The 20,453-nt window shown below is 50.1% G+C and carries 15 protein-coding genes and 1 pseudogene; 13 read left to right on the plus strand and 3 right to left on the minus strand.

All coding sequences use genetic code 11. The features are described 5' to 3' along the window. Nucleotides 1-60: 60 nt before the first annotated feature. Nucleotides 61-624, plus strand: coding sequence for a hypothetical protein (locus M6D81_RS26405; RefSeq protein ID WP_262680176.1), 564 nt, complete (start codon nucleotides 61-63; stop codon nucleotides 622-624). Between the two features lie 330 nt (nucleotides 625-954). Here the strand turns inward: M6D81_RS26405 and M6D81_RS26410 are convergent. The 3 genes and pseudogenes from M6D81_RS26410 to M6D81_RS26420 form a co-directional block, all read right to left on the minus strand. Then, a pseudogene (locus tag M6D81_RS26410) lies at nucleotides 955-1,394 on the minus strand (manganese catalase family protein); the annotation flags it as partial. 110 nt (nucleotides 1,395-1,504) lie between these two features. Beyond that, nucleotides 1,505-1,765 carry a spore coat protein CotJB gene (locus M6D81_RS26415; RefSeq protein WP_262680177.1) on the minus strand — a complete coding sequence of 87 codons (261 nt, stop codon included), beginning with the start codon at nucleotides 1,763-1,765 and terminating at the stop codon, nucleotides 1,505-1,507. Next, nucleotides 1,762-1,998, minus strand: coding sequence for a spore coat associated protein CotJA (locus M6D81_RS26420; RefSeq protein WP_262680219.1), 237 nt, complete (start codon nucleotides 1,996-1,998; stop codon nucleotides 1,762-1,764). The genes M6D81_RS26415 and M6D81_RS26420 overlap by 4 nt, the downstream gene beginning before the upstream one ends. A gap of 204 nt (nucleotides 1,999-2,202) precedes the next feature. Here M6D81_RS26420 and M6D81_RS26425 point away from each other — a divergent pair, with 204 nt between their 5' ends. The 12 genes from M6D81_RS26425 (at nucleotide 2,203) to M6D81_RS26480 (ending at nucleotide 20,430) form a co-directional block, all read left to right on the plus strand. Next, nucleotides 2,203-4,008: a sensor histidine kinase gene (locus tag M6D81_RS26425; protein WP_262680178.1), complete on the plus strand. Its 1,806-nt coding sequence runs from the start codon at nucleotides 2,203-2,205 to the stop codon at nucleotides 4,006-4,008. Then, nucleotides 3,983-5,593 (plus strand): response regulator, encoded by a 1,611-nt coding sequence (locus tag M6D81_RS26430; RefSeq protein WP_262680179.1) that lies wholly within the window; start codon nucleotides 3,983-3,985, stop codon nucleotides 5,591-5,593. The genes M6D81_RS26425 and M6D81_RS26430 overlap by 26 nt, the downstream gene beginning before the upstream one ends. A 132-nt stretch (nucleotides 5,594-5,725) precedes the next feature. Continuing rightward, nucleotides 5,726-7,417 carry an extracellular solute-binding protein gene (locus M6D81_RS26435; protein WP_262680180.1) on the plus strand — a complete coding sequence of 564 codons (1,692 nt, stop codon included), beginning with the start codon at nucleotides 5,726-5,728 and terminating at the stop codon, nucleotides 7,415-7,417. Nucleotide 7,418: 1 nt separating this feature from the next. Continuing rightward, on the plus strand, nucleotides 7,419-8,339 hold the full coding sequence (locus tag M6D81_RS26440) for an ABC transporter permease (RefSeq protein ID WP_410795799.1): 921 nt from the start codon (nucleotides 7,419-7,421) through the stop codon (nucleotides 8,337-8,339). A gap of 11 nt (nucleotides 8,340-8,350) precedes the next feature. Next, nucleotides 8,351-9,229 (plus strand): carbohydrate ABC transporter permease, encoded by an 879-nt coding sequence (locus M6D81_RS26445; protein WP_262680181.1) that lies wholly within the window; start codon nucleotides 8,351-8,353, stop codon nucleotides 9,227-9,229. A 10-nt stretch (nucleotides 9,230-9,239) separates the two neighbouring features. After that, nucleotides 9,240-11,258: an FG-GAP repeat domain-containing protein gene (locus M6D81_RS26450; protein ID WP_262680182.1), complete on the plus strand. Its 2,019-nt coding sequence runs from the start codon at nucleotides 9,240-9,242 to the stop codon at nucleotides 11,256-11,258. A 25-nt stretch (nucleotides 11,259-11,283) separates the two neighbouring features. Next, nucleotides 11,284-12,843, plus strand: coding sequence for a glycosyl hydrolase family 28-related protein (locus M6D81_RS26455; RefSeq protein WP_262680183.1), 1,560 nt, complete (start codon nucleotides 11,284-11,286; stop codon nucleotides 12,841-12,843). Between the two features lie 215 nt (nucleotides 12,844-13,058). Next, nucleotides 13,059-14,246 carry a polysaccharide lyase 6 family protein gene (locus M6D81_RS26460; RefSeq protein ID WP_262680184.1) on the plus strand — a complete coding sequence of 396 codons (1,188 nt, stop codon included), beginning with the start codon at nucleotides 13,059-13,061 and terminating at the stop codon, nucleotides 14,244-14,246. 23 nt (nucleotides 14,247-14,269) lie between these two features. Next, nucleotides 14,270-16,621, plus strand: coding sequence for an AraC family transcriptional regulator (locus M6D81_RS26465; RefSeq protein WP_262680185.1), 2,352 nt, complete (start codon nucleotides 14,270-14,272; stop codon nucleotides 16,619-16,621). A 174-nt stretch (nucleotides 16,622-16,795) separates the two neighbouring features. After that, nucleotides 16,796-18,475 carry an extracellular solute-binding protein gene (locus M6D81_RS26470; protein WP_262680186.1) on the plus strand — a complete coding sequence of 560 codons (1,680 nt, stop codon included), beginning with the start codon at nucleotides 16,796-16,798 and terminating at the stop codon, nucleotides 18,473-18,475. A gap of 113 nt (nucleotides 18,476-18,588) precedes the next feature. Next, nucleotides 18,589-19,542: an ABC transporter permease gene (locus M6D81_RS26475; protein WP_262680187.1), complete on the plus strand. Its 954-nt coding sequence runs from the start codon at nucleotides 18,589-18,591 to the stop codon at nucleotides 19,540-19,542. Between the two features lie 12 nt (nucleotides 19,543-19,554). After that, the gene (locus tag M6D81_RS26480) at nucleotides 19,555-20,430 is read left to right on the plus strand and encodes a carbohydrate ABC transporter permease (RefSeq protein ID WP_262680188.1); all 876 of its coding nucleotides are present in this window, start codon (nucleotides 19,555-19,557) and stop codon (nucleotides 20,428-20,430) included. Nucleotides 20,431-20,453: the final 23 nt, after the last annotated feature.

Here is a 20,453-nt window from a genome sequence, read left to right on the forward strand (position 1 = left end):
TAATAAAACAACATAAAACCCTTAATCGGGTTTTATGTTGTTTTTCAAAGGAGTAATTCGATGAAAAAAGTTTATCTCATTTTATGTTTTACAATTCTGATTACAATTATTTCTGGTTGTGACACAAATGACGAAACTAATAACAATACGAATCATCAATTAATACTTTCAAATGAGAATAATTTCCGATTAGAATTATTGGAAGTTATAAATGAATATAAGAGCATCTTAAAGTTAATAGTTGCCGTTCAAGAGAAGAGTAGCAACGATTATTTGGAAGGCCGAATTGATGGATTTCTCAGTCGCAATAACCAAACTATCTATAGCATCTTTAACCAAGAGAACATCGATGAGACAACTCTAAATGCTATTGTGCGAAAAGGGTTGCAAAAACCTTTATCTCAATTCGTTGGTTTAATGACTAATTCATTAACAGATATTAAAAAAATCGGTGTTCATAAACTAAACAGTTCTGACATAAATAAATATGATATTGTCCTCAGCAAATTAGATGTATTCGACTATTCTCCTTCAGATATTTTTACAAATGAATCTTCAGCCAAAGAAATAATAAGTGCAATTGATGATTTAATTGATATGGATATAACATTATCACAATCCTAATTCTCGATAGGCCATCAACTGGTGTTGATAATTCTGATCTTATCTTACGTTAGTCATACGCAATATTTTTGTAAGACTCAAAAAATGATAGAATACTCAAATAAGATTTTGAATTCATATTCCGCACCATCGCCAAATACTAATCTAAGGACTAATTCAGAATTAAGCAACCGTGAAACGTTTGTAGAGATCGTTCAGAAGCAAAATCCCCTTGCCGTGGTAAATCGATTTCGCTTAAAACTCAAAAGAAAGTCAAGGAACTCCCTGCGCATCTTTATCGGAGTTGGATCCGTAGGGAGTTAATAACAATTTTGTGGGAGATTTGTTTTGGAAGAAAATATTACTATCCTGCTCCTCATTTGAAAATTTCCACAGCTTCCACAAAGCGTAGCGATTGAACAATTTCAAGTTCCCGCAAAAATTTGATACTATCATGGATATCTATATCGTCTGTCATGTCAATCAACCACTGATAGGTAGCCCTAGCTTTCTCCCCGGTAGCTATGTCCTCATAAAGATCTGCAATTGGATCGCCTTTCACTTTAATATATGACTCTGTCCATGATACACCTTAAGCATTTTAATAGAAAAGCGCACTATCACGGTTGGCGTATTTATCTCCTAGGCCATCGGCTCTCATCTGTTCTGGCGTGGTGACTCTGGTGAGCTTGTATATCATCGTTTACGATCACTTCTGAATGGGAAAATTCCTTCGTCACGATATCGGTAAACAAGCCGATGATCTTATCCGGAATCGTGTACCTCTGATTTCTCATAAACCCAAATGTGCTGCCTCCCAGCCTCCTTTATTCCCGCTGTGCAGGCCCTTCTTCATGGAGGGCGCTGCACGGTCGCGATGCGGGGGATGTTATTCACACCATTACACCTGCCACGGCCATGGAACCTCGTTCCACTGCCACGGCAACTTCGACATGCTGTGGCCATAGTTCATGAGCGGGCCGTATTGCGCTTCGTACTGATACGCGATCCGCTGACGCAGCTCCGCATATTGGTTGAACTGCTGTAGCGCATTACCGTCATGCGGGTGGGTATCCAGGTACAGATTGAGCTCCAGAAGAACGAAGTCTACTGCCTGCAGGTCATGAAGCAGCTTATAATACGCTTCGTTCAATTGCGTCATCCTCCATCACCGCCCGTTCCCCCGGCACTGCCTGGCTGCTGTGGATAGGGATCGTACAGGGAAGGCCACAGTGTCCCTCTCCTCAGCGCTTCATGCGGTGTATATTGCGGCAAATCAGGAGGCTGGAAGGTAATGAACAATTGCGGCGGAACGTTGTAGCTCTTTACCCGGATAGGGGGGCACGGGTCGAATGGTCCGACGAATGGCTCGTAATAGCGGAATCCGCTATTCATCCGCGCACACTCCTTTCTTGATTGTACTGAAGCAAGCGACAGCTGCAGAATGAAGCTGGTCATTTCCTCCCATCAGTATATGTGCCGTGGCTTGGCCGTTATGCGGGTCCCCGATCCGTTTGCTCATTGACGCTCTGAATGCGCTGTGGCATCATGTAGAGTAAATTTGTCTCATATTTTGCCAGTAACCGGAGGTGGGGTGTGTTGCGCAGGAAGGCTCGGGAGGTTAGGTTCGGACTGCTGCTGAAGCTGACATTGTTTTTTTTGATCTTGACGATACCGGTCAATCTGATCAGCCTCAGTATATTGAATTCCGCGGTGAAGAGCATGCATGAAGAAGCGACGCAATCAACCTATTCCAAACTGCAGTTTTTCCTCGACCGATTGGAAGCGGATATGGAGAAGGTGAAGCAGTTCGAGATCGTGCTGCGCAATGATCAGAATATCCAGTTTCTATCAAGCGCAGAACAGATGGAAGGGTATGAGAAGGTTAGGCTTTACAAGGATTTGTTGTCCAAATTCGGCATGATCGTCGCGAATAGCGAATACATCGATGATTTGTTCGTGAACTTCTATGGACTGGGGGAGCGCTTGTCCCACGCTTCAGGTTATTCGAAGATTCCAGTGTCGGAGACGGAGCTGCTGTTCGATTCGGCAAAAGATAATTCTGTACTTCAGCGCTTCTATCGAAAAGTGCGCATCGCCAATCAATTGACTGATGTGCTGACATTCGCATTATATGCCCCCGGTATATTCGAGGTGCCGCGTGAAGAAGTCAGCTATGTGCTGGGTATGGATATTTCACTGGATAAATTCGGGAAGCTGCTCAGGTCGTTCAAGGTCGGCGATTCGGGAGAAGCGTTCATCCTGGATCCGGACAAGAACGGTTATGTAGGGAGCAGAAGCAGAGGAGAGCTGGAGGATCGCATCGTCACGGTTCTGGAACAGCAATATGCGGATTCCTCACAAGGCTCATTGACGCTGGATGAATCCGGTGAGAGCTATATGGTTGTCTATCAGAAGTCGAAAGCGTTGAACTGGACGCTGGCCGTATATGTGGTTGAAAGCGATATTACAGGCTCCATTGATAGAGTCAGGCATCTGATTCGCATCCTGATTATCGTATCCATCTTTAGCATAATAGGAATCTCGATGGTGACTTATCGTGAAATATACAAGCCTATCCGGCTGCTGTTCAATGCGATGCGGAATGTGGAGAGGGGGAATCATGATACGCGCATTGTGAGCAAGCGGAAGGACGAATTCCAATATGTGTATCATCAATTCAATCAGATGGTGATTCGTATCGAGCAATTGATTCAAGAAGTATACGTTCAGGAGCTGCGTCTCAATCAAGCGGAGTTGAAGCAGCTGCAATCGCAGATTAATCCTCATTTTCTATACAACTGTTTTTATATCATTTACCGGATGTCGCAGGAGGGGAACAATGAGATCGTTTCGGAGATGGCGGAATATCTGGGGAAATACTTCCGTTTCATCACGCACAGCGCCGCTGAGGAAGTAAGGCTGCAAGAAGAATTACAGCATTCGGGATTTTATATGAAAATTCAAAAAATAAGATTCCCGGAACGGCTGGATTTTCAATTTTCGGCAGACCCCGGCTTGATGGACGTGTACATTCCACGGCTGATTGTCCAGCCTTTAGTGGAAAATGCGATTGTGCACGGAATGGAAAAAACGAATAAAAAAATCATCGTTTCAGTTGATGTTTCGGTCAATGACAGCTTCACGGAAATCATGGTGAATGATAACGGTCCCGGCGTAACGGAAGAGCAACGAATGACTCTGGAGAGTGTACTCGCTGACGAGCGCACCCATCCGAAGAGCAGCTGCGCATTGTGGAATATTCACTGGCGTCTCCGTTATAAATACGGCCCCGGCTATGGCGTTGACATTCCGGCCGTATCGTTGGGCTTCAAGGTCGTTTTACGCTTGCCGAATAGTCGTAAAGGAGATGGATCTGATGCACCGGATAATGATCGTGGATGATGAATCATTGCTTGTGAACAGCTTGAAGAACGTTATTGAAATGAGCGGCTTGGCGATCTCCGACGTCATCTGCGCATATTCCGGCGAGGAAGCGCTGGACATGCTGCAATCGTATAAGATCGATATCGTACTGTCGGATATTCGCATGCCGGAGATGGACGGCATAGAGCTGATCAGGCATATACAGCAACGGTGGCCGGAATGCAAAGCGATATTTCTGACGGGATTCAGTCAATTCGAGTATGCCCAGAAGGCTGTGCAATACGGTGCTTTCGACTATCTGCTCAAGCCTGTATCGGATGGAGAGCTGCTTGCTTGCATTGAGCGGGCGATTAAGCAAAAAGAGAGGGAAACCGAGCAGCTGCTGATGCTGGAAACATTGAAAAAGCAATATGAAGAAGGGATTTCGCTCTTGCGGCAAAAGTATTTGAGAAAACTGCTGACTGGCCGCCGTGCAATGGAGGGTCTTGAGCAGGAGAAGCGAAAAATGGACAAGCTCCAGCTGGCGTTCAAGCTGGATGAAACGGTTATTATGCTCATCGTTCGGATAGACGAGGCAAACGGAAAAAGCGGATTTGACGAAGAGTTACAGCAATATGCCATATCCAATATCGTCGGAGAGAGCCTTGGCAAGTCTTTTCTTCATTTCAGCCTCGAGGATGACAACGATTATATTGTGTTTCTGGTGCAGCCGCGGGGATTCATATCCAGCGAGGCGGCGCTGGGCAAGTCACTGGAATCGATTGCCGAGAGTATTCAGGAATCGCTGCTTTATTACCTGAAGGTCAAGGCAACGCTATTGATCTCGGACCCCGTGCCATCGGCGATCCAGTGGGCCGAGGCATACCGGACGGCCGTATCCCTGTTAAGACACAGCTTCTACGTTGGAACGGGTCTAATCTTGAACTTTCGCAGCTTCGATGCATATACGGATCAGTCCTTACAGTCATTGCACCTCTTCCCGACGTTGGAGACACTAATGGAATCGGGCAGAGAGGAAGAGTATTGCCGCAGGGTACGCATCCTGTTCGATGAAGTCAGGGCGAAGACTGACGTGTCGCCAGGGTCCGTAATCGAGCTGTTCAGTTACCTTGCGGGAGCGGCAATACGCATGATCAACAAGTTCAAGCTTCATTCAGAGCAGTTGAAGGAGCTGGACATGAATAAGCTCGCGAACATGGAAGCTTATCCGTCGCTTGATGAGATGGAGCGGCATTTCATTTCTGTGGGACAGTGCCTCTTCGCGCTTATGAATCAATCGGGCAAAGATCATGTTGACGCGCTGATTGCCACTGTGAAGCTGCATATCGAGCATCATCTGGAGGAAGAATTGTCGCTTACTGCGCTTGCCGAGCTTGTACATGTAAGCCCTCCTTATCTCTCCAAATTGTTCAAGCAGCATACTGGAGAAGGAATAAATAAATATGTGACGAACGTCAGAATCAATCGATCCAAGGAGCTGATGCGTGATCCGCATATGAAAATTTACGAGGTGGCCGCTAAAGTGGGGTACGACAACATCCCTTATTTCACGAAGGTTTTCAAAAAAGTTGTGGGAGTTACGCCTCAGGAGTTTAAAAGCTAGCTCTGCAAGAAGTGTTTAAAAAAATGAAAGCGTTTATAAAAGTTTACCGTTACGTAGGCGGAATGCGGATTGTACGATGGAATTGTGAGTGCACATCACGCAAATAAAGCCAATCGAGGGGGAAACGGTGCGATGAGGAATAAGCTGAAAGCCGGCACGGCCATACTGCTGGCGATGATACTGGTGGTAGTGGCCGCGGCATGCAGCGATGGGAGGACAGCTTCTGACAAGTCGGCCAATATGCCTGACAGCTCGCCTTCCGGTCAAGAAGAGGGCAGCGAGACGAAGCCGGAGGAATCGGCACAGCCGATTGATCCGTTAAGCCAGTATGATCCGCCGATCGAGGTGACGACGGTGCGGGCCTTTGACGATTCATTCAAGTTCGTGGAGGGCGAATCGCTTGATGACAACATTGTATTGGATCTGTTCAGAGAAGATATGGGAATCATCTGGAAAAACCAGTGGTCAGCGAAAAATTATGCCGAAAAGCTGAACTTGGCAATCGCATCGAAAGATTTGCCGGATATCTTCATGGTTGATGCGGCCCAATTCAAGGAGTTGTCCGAAGCGGGGCTGCTGGAAGATCTGTCCGACATCTACGAAGAGTACGCGACAGACATCGTGAAGGAAGCATTCGGCTACATGGACGGCGTCGGATTGAAGATGGGTTCGTATAAGGATAGATTGTACGGCCTCCCGGAAACGAGAGATACGACGGGAAAACCCAACATGCTGTGGATCCGCAAGGATTGGCTTGATAATCTGGGGCTGGAAGTGCCGGAGTCGATCGATGATGTCATATCGGTCGCGAAAGCTTTCGCCGAGCTTGATCCCGATCAGAACGGCACAGCGAAAGACAAGCTGGGGATCATGGCCACGATCGGCTTGTTCGACAGCACAGGCGTTGGCGCATTGGACGCATTCGCGGCTGCATATGGTGCCTATCCCGGAAAATGGGTAAAGACGGATTCTGGCGAGTTGGCATTCGGAAGTGTGCAGCCTCAGATGAAGACCGTGCTGGAGAAGGCGCACGAGCTGTATGCAAGCGGAGCACTCGACAGAGAATTCGCGCTGAAGGACGGCGGCAAAGCGATCGAAGATGTCATTGCCGGCAAGATCGGCATGTTCTATGCGCCATTCTGGGCGCCGTACTGGCCGATCAAAGACTCCATGCTGAATGATCCGAAAGCCGATTGGATTGCAGTGCCGCCGCCGCCGGGTCCATCGGGGGATATCGGAGTGCCGGAGACGCAGTTCGCCTTCCATTGGTTCGTCGTTCGCAAAGGGTATGAGCATCCCGAAGCGATCGTTAAGGCGATCAATTATTGGTATGATCTTACAATGGATACCGGCTCTCGATATGAGAAATTCGCGGAATTGGAGCGGGAAAAATACAAGGATATGGGACTTGGCAATTACTTTACTTTATATACTTCACTTCCGGATATCAACATGAGAATTGCTCTCCAGCTGCTTGAGGCGGAGAAGAGCAACGATGCTTCCAAGCTGTCGCCGGCCGCCAAGAAAACCTGGGATGTTATGCAGGTCGAGGGCATCGATGGGGAACTGAATCGAATGGTATTTCTGGAGGGAGCGTCTATCGTAAAAGATATGCGCAGAGTATTGGATGAGTTCTATGGTTCGCCGACCAAGACGATGGCACAGAAGGATGCCGCACTTGGCAAGCTAATCGTGGAGACATACACGAAGATCATTATGGGCGACGAACCGATCAGCGAGTTCGATGCCATGGTGGCCAAGTGGAAGGAGATCGGCGGAGAGCAGGTAACCCGTGAGGTCAATGAATGGGCAAATGCGAAATAAAATGAGCAGGGTTCCGTCAAATTCGCTATGGAGCAACATTCGGAGAAACAGCTTGTTGCATGCAATGGTCTGGTCCGGTCTGGCGTTCGTCATCGTGTTCTCGTACGTTCCGATGTTCGGAGCTATGATCGTATTTCAGAATTACAGGCCAGCTCTAGGTTTTTTGAAATCGGAATGGGTAGGTTTCGAAAATTTCCAATTCATTTTCCAACTGGATGATATTTATCAGGTTGTATGGAACACATTCGTCATCTCCATTATGAAAATGGGCTTCGGTTTTTTCGTCCCGATCATTTTTGCGCTGTTGCTGAACGAGGTCCGCTCTCTCCTGTTCAAGAAAACCGTTCAGACGATGGTTTACTTGCCGCATTTCATGTCATGGATCATATTGGGCGGCGTGCTGGCGAATGTGTTGTCGATCAATGGCGGAATCGTCAATGTTATGCTGGGCTGGTTCGGCTTGGAACCGGTCATGTTTCTCGGGAACAACTCCTGGTTCCGGCCCATTCTCGTAGCCAGCGACATTTGGAAGGAGTTCGGCTTCTCGACGATCGTCTATTTGGCCGCGTTGGCCGGAATTAATCCGAACCTGTATGAAGCGGCTATTGTGGACGGTGCGAATCGCTGGAAGCAGACGATCTATATTACGATTCCGGGCATGGCGCCCATTATGGCGCTGGTTGCTACGCTGAGCCTTGGCGGAATTCTGAATGCCGGATTTGATCAAGTGTTCAATTTATACAATCCTCTCGTCTACGAGACAGGGGATATTATCGATACGTACGTTTACCGGATGGGGCTTGTACAGGCGCAATACAGCTTTGCTACGACGGTGGGACTTAGCAAATCTTTGATCAGTCTGATCCTCATGGCCGTCAGCTACCATCTGGCCTATAAGTATGCGAACTATAGAATTTTCTAGGAGGAACAGAGTTGAGAGAATATTCATCCGTATCCAGATCGGTATTCCAGCTGTTTAACTATCTGTTCCTGTCGCTTGCCGCTCTGCTGTGTATGCTGCCCTTTCTGCACATCCTGGCACAATCGTTCAGCACTTCGATAAGCGTAGCGGCGAACGAGGTAATGTTCTGGCCTGTCGATTTCACGACGGCGGCATATGAGAAGGTGTTCGGGGAAGGCAGCTTGTTGCGCTCCATGGGGGTCACTCTGCAGCGGGTAGCACTGGGCGTATCGGTGAATATGTTGTTTACGCTGCTGATGGCCTATCCGCTCTCCAAGGAAAATCATTTTTTTCGGGGAAGAACGGTTTACGCGTGGACACTTGTCTTCACATTGCTGTTTGGAGGAGGTTTAATCCCGTTCTATCTGATCGTAAGCGGACTGGGAATGATGGATACGATCTGGGCGCTTGTGCTGCCCACCGCCGTTCCGGTCTACAACGTGGTGCTCATGCTTAATTTTTTCCGTTCCATTCCGAAGGAATTGGACGAATCGGCATATATCGACGGCGCATCGCAATTGATTATTCTGTTCCGCATCTATGTGCCGCTCAGCATGCCTTCCATGGCAACGCTTACACTTTTTGCGACGGTAGGGCACTGGAACTCCTGGTTCGACGGGCTGATCTTTATGAACGATCCCGCGAACTACCCTTTATCCAGCTATTTGCAGACGATGATTATCCCTCTGGACGTGAAGAATCTGAACAATCTGGACGATTTAAGCCTGATATCCGAGCGCACGGTGAAAAATGCGCAAATTATGATCGGCGCGCTGCCTATTCTTCTCGTCTACCCGTTCGTTCAGCGGTATTTCGTGAAAGGCATCATTCTGGGCGCGGTGAAAGAGTGAGGTGGATGGCATGATGCAAAAGGACGGGAAACCTGGCCTTAAACCGTTCGCATTGGACAGCCGGCAGTGGAAGGAGTTGGGGGAAGGTTTGCACGCGACGGCTTTTATGCTTGATTACTTCGGTGACGGGGGCCGGGATATTCTGTATGCGACCGATCCGTATTTGATGGGCAGAGGGGTACATGTATATGCCGAAAATAAGAAAAGCAGAGGCCGGGTGCCGCGCTATGAAAGAGCATTCAAGCTGGAGCAAGTGACGGGATCATATGCGATGCCGCTGCAAATCAATGACGACAGACGCTTTCATATTTTGACGTATGCCGGTACATTCCCCGACCGGGAGCTTGAACAAATGGAGCCGGACCCCGGCTGGCTGAAGCTGTACCGCAATGAAGCGAATGGGGCAATCCCCTCCTTCTCCCAAATGCCGGAACGAGTGAAGGTGAATGGCCAGTCTCTTGCCGAAGCGCTTCCGGGACTGACGCAATTGACGATCACTCCCTTTCTGACCGCTTCAGGCAAGACGGATTTAATTGTGTGCGGCACGAGCAATTGGATGCGTTACTGGCCGATGGGCAAATATGGCGGGGGATTGAACGAACATCCGCATATGGGCTTTGGAAGAGGCTATGACGAGCATGGGGAGTGGACGGGGGAGAAGACAGCGAGCCATATTTATTGGCTTGAAAATATCGGTTCGAACGATTATCCGGCATTTGCCGCCCCTCACCTTCTTCATCAGGTAGAATCATTCGGTCTGACGACAGATGCCCTATTGTTCGATGTCGACAAGGACGGCTTCGCGGAGCTGCTGGTCAGACAGCATACCGATCGCATGTATTATTACAAAACCAGCAATCGCCGCGTACTGCCGGAAACCCGCAAGGAGCTTCCCTGCAGTCCGCTCGCGAAAGGCTACTTCCAAACCTCGCTCTGTGCTTGCGATATTGACGGCGACGGAGAACAGGAGCTCCTTGTGACAGGAAACCCGGGAATCGTCTTCTGGCTCGATGAGCGAGACGGACAATGGACGGAGTGCTCTCCTTTGCTTCAGCAGGGCGGGGACGTACGGGGAGAGACGTTAGCCGTCCCTTGCCTCGCGGATATGGATCAAGACGGGGATCTCGATATGATTATTGGCGATGCTTCGGGATATTTATGGTATTACGAAAATCAGGCCGATATGAACGGCCGTTACCACTTTAAATCGGGAATCCGGCTGTCGGCCGGGGAAGCTATCGTTCACCATCAAGCTGGACCTGTCGGCTCGTTGCAAGGTCCCTCGGAGGCGAGGTGGGGTTACACGAACCCGCTCGTCGCCGATTGGGACGGCGACGGCAGACCGGACCTCATCGTCAATGACATTAAGGGAGAGTATTGGTGGTACAGGAACGCGGGAGAGGCCGGAGCACTTGCGCTGGAAGCGGGTAAGCCGCTCTTGGCCGGCGGTGCGCCATATATAGCTGCCTGGCGATCAAGGCCTGCAATATGGGGGGAGAATCGCTTGCTTGTCATCAATCGGGACGGCATGCTGCAGCTGCTTCGCAGAGACGGGGACGATCCGCAGATCGTCCATGAAGCGGAGTTGTTAACGTATCGCAACAAGTGCGCTATCCGCGCCTGCGGCACGGGCGGCTCTTCCGGCCGGGCCGCGCTCTTCGCATGCGATTGGGACGAGGATGGCGTGGAAGATCTTGTCATCGGCGTTCCGGCCGGTGCAAGTCATTATTTCAACGTCTGTTTTCCGCTGTTCGCTACCGTCTTCTGGCTGAAGAATGTCGGGACGAACGCAGTTCCGGTCTTTGACAGCGCGAGACTGATTACGATGAAGGATGGGACTCCTATTAATCTAGTGTGGCATCAATGTGCGCCGTGGTGCGTCGACCTGGACGGTGACGGTCGGCTGGAGCTGATATGCGGAGCGGAGGACGGAAAGGTATATAGCTGGCACAGAGACGAATTGAAATGGGATTGGGACCCTGCGACGGATTGGAGCTTATGGAAGCATAACGGACCGGTCACGGTCTAAATCAGCGATTCAGGAGGGATTTCGAATGAACAAGCCAACCAATGACGATCTTCACGGGGAGCAACAGGATGAGAGAAGGGACCACTTATTGAGCAGAAGAAGGTTTATCGCTTCGCTGGGAGCCGCCGGTGTAGCGATTGCGGCCAGCGGCACACTCTTTCCGAAAGCAGCGGAAGCGAGCAGCATCGATGTGTTTCACGTATCCGATTACCCGTCGGTAGAAGCTGCGGTAGCGGCTGCCAATGCAGCCGGCGGAGGCACAGTCTATATCCCGCCAGGCACTTACTGGATCAGCTCGACCATGCACATTTCATCACCGATCTATATCGTTGGTGCAGGCAACGGGAATGACACCTCCAATACGAACGGTTCCGGCTTCGGAGTCACAACGTTAAGATGGAGCGGTTCATCCGGCGCAACAATGTTCTACTTCAAGTCGGCGACAACGAGTCATTACTTGTTCGGGGGCGGCATTGAGAGACTCGCCATTCGCGGCGACAATGCGCTCGGGACGGCGATTCGGGGCTCAAGCGTCGGATTGATGCGGTTCGCGACGATCGAAGTTCGTGATGTGCTGCAGCAGGGGATATTGCTGGATGCCGACAACGGTGTCCTGACGCAATTCAATACGATCGAGGACTACTCCTACGTATATGGCGCGACTCCGCCTGTAGAGAACGCGAACGGAATTGTGCTCAGAGGCAATACGTCTGCCGGCGTAACCCAGAATCATATCATAAGCGTGAAGGGGCTAGTCCATAACGGCAGCATGCTCAGAATTGAATGGTCCGACAATAATGTTGTGGAGAAACTGTTCGGCGTTGCTTCAGGCTCTGGAACGACCCTGTATCTGGCCAACGGGGTTGGCGGACATGCCACGTACAACTATATCCAGTACATGGTCGGGAAAGTACACGCGGAGTCGAATACGTCGGGCAATCGAATCGCCCATCTCATATCGGAGGGCAGCAATTTGAGCGCCGACCCTGGAGCGCAGCTTCACTACGAGGTGGAAGATTACGTCCGTGCGGCTCTTTATACTACGCATAAATTTGCTATGTCGGATACGTTGTCGCTGTCCGCTGGATCGCTCACTCTGATGGGCGGTGGCGCAGCTCATGGGATATCGGCATTGCAGTGGCCATGCATCGCTATGCCGGATGGCGTATTCAGCAAGGCTGGCGTCGTGATCCCGTCGGTCAATACTTGGGACAACGGCACCATAACGACATTGACTGTGAGATTCTCAACCGACAGTGCCAGCACTGCGGGAAAATCATTCAGACTGCGGGTTAGAGCATCCTCCTACGGCGCAGGCAGCGGAATCGCCACTCCCGAAAAAGACGTGTCCGCGCTGATAGCTGCTCCAGTATCGAGTTACTCGTATCATTCTTATGATATTCCGCTGGCTCTGAGCTATCAGATGAATGATGGGGTGTTCATCAGTCTGGAACGGGAAGGTGCGCATAGCGGGGACACAGCCTCCGTCGAATGGAAATTGCTGGGAGTTGACATCCATTACGTCTCGGCCGGACCGTATAGTCCGGGCTCGGGCACTTACGCGGTAACGAAGCCGTACATCTAATCTTTAAGCTGCCTGAGAATGACTCAAAGATAGGAATGAACAAGCCCGGAGCCAGCATCCGGGCTTTTGCTATGCGCCGATTAAGCCAAGGAGGTGTCATAGGCCCAATTTCCCCGGTTTTTTTATATTTTTATGCTTGCTTCACTTTTTTACACTATGGTGCCAAGGGCATATATTCCATAATAATAGGTACTTTACAGAAAGCAGGTGTAGTCATGACTTCGATGTTTCGTGTAAGCAATAGCGACGAGCTGGCGGCAGCAATCCGTCAGGCAGGACCCGGATCTACTATTTTGTTGGAGGATGGTATCTATCATCGGAACGATTCCTATATAATAGAAGACATGCAGGGATCGGACACGTCAGTATTCAGCATTCAGGCTGTCAATAAAGGAAAAGCCGTTCTGTCCGGCGAATCAAGTATACGTATCGTTCGCTCCTCCCATGTCCGGCTTTGGGGGCTTCGATTTCAGAATGAGCGGGGCATAGCCGTCATCCTCGATGGCTCCAGGCACGTCCATGTGGAACGCAATACGTTCGAACCGAAGCCAAGCGGCTCGAACTACAGCTTGTTGTCCGTGGTGGGAAGCGGGAGCGGCTGGAACCGCATTGCGCATAATTCGTTCGGGCCGAAGTCCGATCCCGGACCTCTCGTTATTTTCGATGGCGACGGACGTTCGATCTCTCAGCACGATGTTATCGAGTTCAATTACTTTCACAATGTCGGGCCGCGCATTGAGAACGGACTGGAAGTGATCCGCCTCGGCTTGTCGGGGATATCGCTATCGAACGGATATATTACGATTCAGCACAATTTATTCGAGAATTGCGACGGTGAGCCGGAGATCATCTCCGTGAAGAGCGGGCATAATACGATTCGCTACAATACATTCCTGCATTCGGCAGGACAAGTGACTTCGAGACACGGACATGGGAACCGGTTCTATGGGAACCGCTTTATCGGCGACGGCGTGAAAGAGGAGATGGGCGGCTTCCGTATATACGGCAACGACCATCAGTTATTCGATAATTATATGGAGAATCTGACTGCAGAGCCATTGTTGATAGACGGCGGCAATTACGACGGCGGGGCCGATGGCTATCCTGCCGACCCTACAGTGGAGGAACTGAGGAAGCACTGGCGGGTGTATCGTGCAAGCGTTATCAATAATACGATTGTCAATTGCAGACATGGCATTACGATGGGCAAGAGGGTTCCATATGCACCGGAACAGTGCATCGTGGCCCACAACCGTATGTATAGTCATACTGCCATGCCGATGATACACGAATATCATCCTACTTCGGCGGCCAACATCCATAATGTGGAGGAATCCGACGTCACGGTCGTCCAGCGGCCGGAGATTCTGACGCGAGCGGATGTCGGCCCTGATTCCAACTAACGCGACTACAGGAGGCTGAGCCTATGGCCCACACTCAACACCGATGGACTACTTATCTTAAGCAGCTCCGGCATAAAAATCGCAGTGTATTTCTAACCTGGATGCTCTCATACATCTCTGTCCTGCTCGTTCCGATCCTGATCAGCGGGATCATCTACGGTGCAGCCTTGCACGTCGTGAAGACCGAAATGAACAGGGCGAATAAATCTATTCTTCTTCAGATGGAGCAAGCGATAGATAGTCAGTTCAAAGGAATTGAGAGTCTTAGCCTTGAGGTGGGCCTGAACAAGCGCATATCTGATTTTCTCCTGGCGGATGCCGAATTAACCGATGCGGATCATTATCAGATCTATCAGATCGCGAATGATCTTCGCGTATACGAGATCGCCAACGATTTTATCGAAAGCATCTATATCTACTATAAAAATAGCGACACGGTCATCGCTCGCAACGAACGAATGAACGGAGAAGGACTGTACGATGTCATCCGATTCGATGAAAATATGATGTACGAGACGTTCAGCGAATATTTCGATCAGCGGTATGTCAGCGAATATCGTCCAGTCGTCATTGCAGAAGGGCGTGAGTGGTCGCCTTCGGTCATGTATGCGCAGTCCGTAGCGCTTACGATATTGGAACAACCCGGCGCGATCATCTTGATCATGATCGATCATAACAAGCTGCTGGAGCATGCGCCCGTTCCGGAGGACAGCACAGTCCTCATTCTGGATGAGAATAATCGGGTAATCGCAACGACAGGAAGCACACAGGACACGCCGGTCGTGCGCTATGAGGAAATGCCGGCGGAATCCGGGCAAGTGGAGAGCGACGTCTTGCACCGGCCTATGGTCGCTTCCTATACGACCTCTGCGATTACGGGCTGGAAGTACGTGATGACAACGCCGGCGAAAGTGTATCATCAGAAGATGAATGTCGTCAAGCAGCTGACATTTGCCAGTATTCTGTTATCTCTTATTGTCGGCGGGTTCGTCACCTACTTGCTGCTCAAGCGCAACTATACGCCGATTCATACGTTAATTGAGAGCTTGTCGTTCAAGGCCAGCGTTAGCTTCGACAGAGGCTCCAACGAGTTCTCCTTCCTGGAGCAGGCGCTTAACAGCACATTTCTTGAGAAGGAGGAGCTTCTCCATAAGCTGAATCAGCATAACAATACGCTGCGGTCGCACTTTTTGCAGCGGCTGCTCAAAGGGCAGCTGGAAAGTCAAATTCCGTTGCACGAGTCGTTCTCGGCACACGATGTACGATTCACTCAGAACGGTTTCTCCGTCATGCTGCTGCGTATTGAGCATTTCGGCAAATTCGATCAAGAAGAAGAAGATCGCGTTAGGAATCGGAGCTTGCTGCAGTTTTTGATTGCCAACGTGGTGGAGGAAGTAGCCCGGGAGTCGGCCAACGCATACGCGATAGAGCTCGACCAGGAGCTGCTGGCCTGCATCGTCAACCATCAGCTTGCCGACCCGGCGGATCAGCGGGCGGAGCTGGAGCGAATAGCCGAAGCTACGAAGCGATTCATCTCTCAGCATACGCATGTTCAGTTGACGGTCGCTGTCAGCGCACAGCAGGAAGCGGAATACGGGATAAGCCAGGCTTTCCAGGAAGCGCTTGAAGCGATGGAATATCGCATCGTTGCGGGAAGCGGCGGTATTATTCATTATAACGATCTCGTTGGTGAGGATGGACAAGGCGCCGTTCCTGGCTATTTCTACCCGCTTAAAGCGGAGCAGCAGCTGATCGCATTCGTGCGTGAAGGACAGAAGGACAAGGCGGAGACATTCATCGGGGAGCTGATCCATAAGAACGTCATGACAGAGCCGTTCTCGTTCCACAATGCCAAGTGTCTGATGTTCGATCTGATGGCGACGCTGCAGAAGGTAATAGCCGAGATCCACACGACGAATAAGCCGGAAGTGCCGGATGGCGTGCGCGCAATCGAACGATTGACGCAATGCCAGACGGTGGGAGAGATGAGGGAGCAGCTCTACGAGCTGCTGGAGCGAATATGCGACTACGTCAATGCCAACAGGGACTATAACAGCAATCCGCTGATCGATAAAGTGATGAAGTATGTCCATGATCATTATCGGGATGAGAATTTGAACATATCCATGATTGGGGAGGCCTTCTCCATGACGCCTTCCTACGTATCGAAGCTGTTCAAGGAGCATACCGGAGAGTCGCTTCTGGATTTCATTAACAAGACAAGACTGGTGGAGGCCAAGTTGCTTCTCACCGAAGAGAAGTATACAATCAGTGAAGTTGCGCTTATGGTCGGTTATAACGATGTCAACACCTTCCATCGCATCTTTAAAAAGTTCGAAGGGATTACGCCCGGGCGCTACAGAGAAATCAAGTAGCCTCTCGGGCTTTCTTTTTCTCGAAATAGCGGCAGTTTTCGCGTTTTGACACCTGTTTTTTTAGGAAATTGCGGATGAGTTGAGGTTTTGACGATGGTTAACTCAGCCCAACTGGCGTTACGATGAGGATGGATTCACACACTACATTCAAGGCGAATGGAACGGAGGGTCAACATGACAATGAATCGCAACAGCAAGAAAACACGCAGCTGGCTGAGTGTCGCAATGGGGATCGTATTGGTATTGTCACTGGCATTGTCCGCATGCTCCAACAATGCGGGAACGGGCAGTACCGGAAATACGGGCGGAAAGACGGATACAACGGAAGGCAAGAGCAATTCAGGTAACGGTGAAGGGACAGGAAAGGATGGCGGTGACGCATCTCAATCGGTCTATCCGCTGATGACGGATAAGACGTTCGAATATTGGGGAGCGATCAACGGCAATCTCATTACCTTCGCAACCAATCTGGCGGATTCGCCGATCGGCAAGGCTATCGCCGAAGCGACGGGCGTGAATGTGAAGTACATTCATCCATCAGAAGGTCAAGGAGTAGAGCAATTCAATCTGATGATTGCTTCCAGCAAGCTGCCGGATGCGATCGAATACACCTGGACTGATTATCCTGGCGGCCCCGAGAAAGCGATTGCTGACGGCGTCATCATTCCGCTGAACGATCTGATCGATCAGTATGCGCCGAATTTGAAGAAATTGCTGGCATCGGATCCGGAGCTGGACAAAATGGTGAAAACCGACAGCGGGCAGTATTATGCCTTTCCGATGGTACGCAATAACGCAGGCGTCGTCTTCAGAGGGCCCATGCTGCGTAAGGATTGGCTGGACGAACTGGGACTTGAAGTGCCAGAGACCGTCGACGACTGGTACAACGTATTGAAAGCGTTTAAGGAGAAGAAGGGTGCAGCCGCACCGTTCACGGCGCAATATGCCAACCGGATGAATATACAGGATGCTTTCTATGGCGCATACCACACTTCATACGACTTCTACATCGATGACGCAGGCGAGGTGCGTTACGGCCCGCTCGATCCGCAGTTCAAGGATGTGCTGTCCCTGTTCCGCAAGTGGTATTCGGAAGGCTTGATCGACAAGGACTTCCCGATCGTCGACCGCAAGACGCTGGATAAGAGAATTCTCAACAACGAGGCGGGTGCAACGGTATTCCTGCTTGGCGGAGGCATGGGCGGTTGGCTGGAATCTGCGACGGAAGAGGGCTTCGACCTCATCGGTGCGCCTTACCCGGTATTGAAGGAAGGAGAGAAGCCATTCACTGGACAACGCGACTTCAAGTATAATCCGAAGGCGAGCGTAGCGGTGACGACGTCATCGAAAAATCCGGAGCTGGTCGTACAATGGCTGGACTACGCTTACAGCGAAGAAGGCAGCTTGCTGTACAACTTCGGAATCGAAGGCGAAAGCTATGAGATGAAGGACGGTATTCCAACCTTTACCGATATGATCTTGAAGAATGACAAGTATACTTCGCAGCAGATGCTGTCTCAGTATACGATTCCGAACGGGCCTTACCAGATGCATGAAAATAAGTCGACCAATACGTATCCGCAGCAGGATGAAGCAGTCAAAGTATGGGCCAACACCGATGCGGCGAAGCATATTCTTCCGGCGTTCATTACGCCAACCGTGGATGAGAGCAAGCAAGTCGCCCAGATCATGACCGAAATCGGAACCTATTATGAAGAGATGTTCATCAAGTTTGTCATGGGCGATGAGTCGCTGGACAATTACGATAGCTTCGTAAAGCAAATTGAGAGCATGGGCATTCAGGACGTCATCCGGATCAAGCAAGACGCTCTTGACAGATACAACAACAGATAAGTCCATTCAATGGGCACGCAGCGCAGTAGCTTGTGACTGCCGCTGTGGAAAAGGCGGGGGATGGCGGGAACCGTCCCCCTCCGATGCCGCATATGGATGAGGAGGGGTATGAGATGGCGCAACCAAGACTGCAATCCGGCACGGATACACGTACCGAACGTTTGCCTATGAGTATAGTCAGAGATATCGTGAAGAACAAGTATTTATATATTATGCTGTTTCCCGTTATCGCATTTTTTGTTATTTTTCAATATTTACCGATGTACGGCGCTACTATCGCATTTAAGGATTTCAATCCCAGGATTGGCATTTCGGGAAGTCCGTGGGTCGGGCTGGAGCATTTTAAAGATTTCTTCGGCGGAATCTATTTTTGGAGAGTGCTGAAAAATACACTGTTAATCAGCCTATACGATCTCGTATTCGGCTTTCCGGCTCCGCTCATTCTTGCCTTGCTGCTGAACGAAGTGAAAAACGCGTTCTTCAAGCGTTCAGTGCAGACGATTACGTATTTGCCTCACTTCATCTCTATCGTCATCATTTGCGGAATGATCAAGGACTTCACGAACAGCGACGGAGTAATCAATGATATTATCGCTTTCTTCGGCGGTGAAAGAATCTCGCTGCTGCTGGAGCCGGAATGGTTCCGAACAATCTACGTATCGTCGAATATATGGCAGCATGTCGGTTGGGGAACGATCATCTATCTGGCTGCGCTGTCTGCGATCGATCCCGAGCAATACGAAGCATGCAAGATCGACGGTGGAGGACGTTGGAAGCAGATGCTCCATGTCACCTTGCCCGGATTGCTGCCCGTATTTGTCATCCTGCTTATTATGGATATCGGCCGTATTATGAGCGTCGGCTTTGAGAAGATCATTCTACTGTATAATCCGACCACTTATGTAACGGCGGATGTTATTTCTTCCTATGTATACCGGATCGGTCTTCAAGATTTTCAATTCAGCTTCAGCTCCGCCGTTGGGCTGTTCAATTCGGTCATTAACTTCACTCTTGTTATCGCTTCCAACTGGCTAAGCCGGAAATTGAACGATACCAGCTTGTGGTAGAGGAGGAGCAGCATGCGAATAAGCTTAAGTGAAAGATTGTTTCGTATTGGCAATACCGTATTTCTAACCGGACTCATGATTGCCACATTATATCCCATTCTGTATGTCGCATTCGCATCCATTAGCGAGCCGGCGCTGATGATGGCGCACAAGGGCATTCTGTGGAAGCCGCTCGGCTTCTCGCTGGAGACGTATGCGGCAGTGTTCAGCAATCCCATGATTTTGCTGGGCTATCGGAATACGCTGACAATCGTCATCGTTGGTGTAAGTCTTAACTTGCTGCTCACCTCCTTCGCGGCGTATGCCTTGTCGCGGAAGTCGCTGCGGTACCGCAGACAGATTATGCTGTTTATCGTCTTTACGATGTTTTTCGGAGGCGGCTTGATCCCGTTCTATCTGCTAGTCAGAAGCTTGGGCATTACTGATACACTATGGGCGCTCATCTTGCCGACAGCTGTCAGCGCTTTCAACCTGATCATTATGCGTACTTCGTTCGAAGCGGTGCCGGATGCGTTGGAGGAATCGGCCAAGATGGACGGAGCCAACGACTTTGTTATCCTGTTCCGCATCTTCTTGCCTCTGTGCAAGCCGGTGCTGGCAGTAGTGGCGCTATACTACGGGGTGAGCCACTGGAACTCCTGGTTCAATGCAATGATATTCATACAAGACCGGTCGTTATATCCTCTGCAGCTGATTCTGCGCGAAATTCTGATCATAGGAGATGCGAATTCGATGGCGGAAGGGGCCTCGCAGGACGAGATCGTTATACTCGGGGAGACATTGAAGTACGCCACTATTATGGTAGCGACGATACCGATCTTGCTTGTCTATCCGTTCTTGCAGAAGTACTTCGTCAAGGGAGCCCTTATCGGTGCAATCAAGGGATAGTCGACAATTGAGAAGAAGGGAGT

The sequence above is a fragment of the Paenibacillus sp. J5C2022 genome (assembly GCF_025567625.1).
Lineage (GTDB): Bacteria > Bacillota > Bacilli > Paenibacillales > Paenibacillaceae > Pristimantibacillus.

Coding starts and splice junctions, on each gene's coding strand:
- M6D81_RS26405 (WP_262680176.1), top strand. CDS start 61: ATGAAAAAAGTTTATCTCATTTTATGTTTTACAATTCTGATTACAATT.
- M6D81_RS26415 (WP_262680177.1), bottom strand. CDS start 1,765: ATGACGCAATTGAACGAAGCGTATTATAAGCTGCTTCATGACCTGCAG.
- M6D81_RS26420 (WP_262680219.1), bottom strand. CDS start 1,998: ATGAATAGCGGATTCCGCTATTACGAGCCATTCGTCGGACCATTCGAC.
- M6D81_RS26430 (WP_262680179.1), top strand. CDS start 3,983: ATGCACCGGATAATGATCGTGGATGATGAATCATTGCTTGTGAACAGC.
- M6D81_RS26435 (WP_262680180.1), top strand. CDS start 5,726: ATGAGGAATAAGCTGAAAGCCGGCACGGCCATACTGCTGGCGATGATA.
- M6D81_RS26440 (WP_410795799.1), top strand. CDS start 7,419: ATGAGCAGGGTTCCGTCAAATTCGCTATGGAGCAACATTCGGAGAAAC.
- M6D81_RS26450 (WP_262680182.1), top strand. CDS start 9,240: ATGATGCAAAAGGACGGGAAACCTGGCCTTAAACCGTTCGCATTGGAC.
- M6D81_RS26455 (WP_262680183.1), top strand. CDS start 11,284: ATGAACAAGCCAACCAATGACGATCTTCACGGGGAGCAACAGGATGAG.
- M6D81_RS26460 (WP_262680184.1), top strand. CDS start 13,059: ATGACTTCGATGTTTCGTGTAAGCAATAGCGACGAGCTGGCGGCAGCA.
- M6D81_RS26465 (WP_262680185.1), top strand. CDS start 14,270: ATGGCCCACACTCAACACCGATGGACTACTTATCTTAAGCAGCTCCGG.
- M6D81_RS26470 (WP_262680186.1), top strand. CDS start 16,796: ATGACAATGAATCGCAACAGCAAGAAAACACGCAGCTGGCTGAGTGTC.
- M6D81_RS26475 (WP_262680187.1), top strand. CDS start 18,589: ATGGCGCAACCAAGACTGCAATCCGGCACGGATACACGTACCGAACGT.
- M6D81_RS26480 (WP_262680188.1), top strand. CDS start 19,555: ATGCGAATAAGCTTAAGTGAAAGATTGTTTCGTATTGGCAATACCGTA.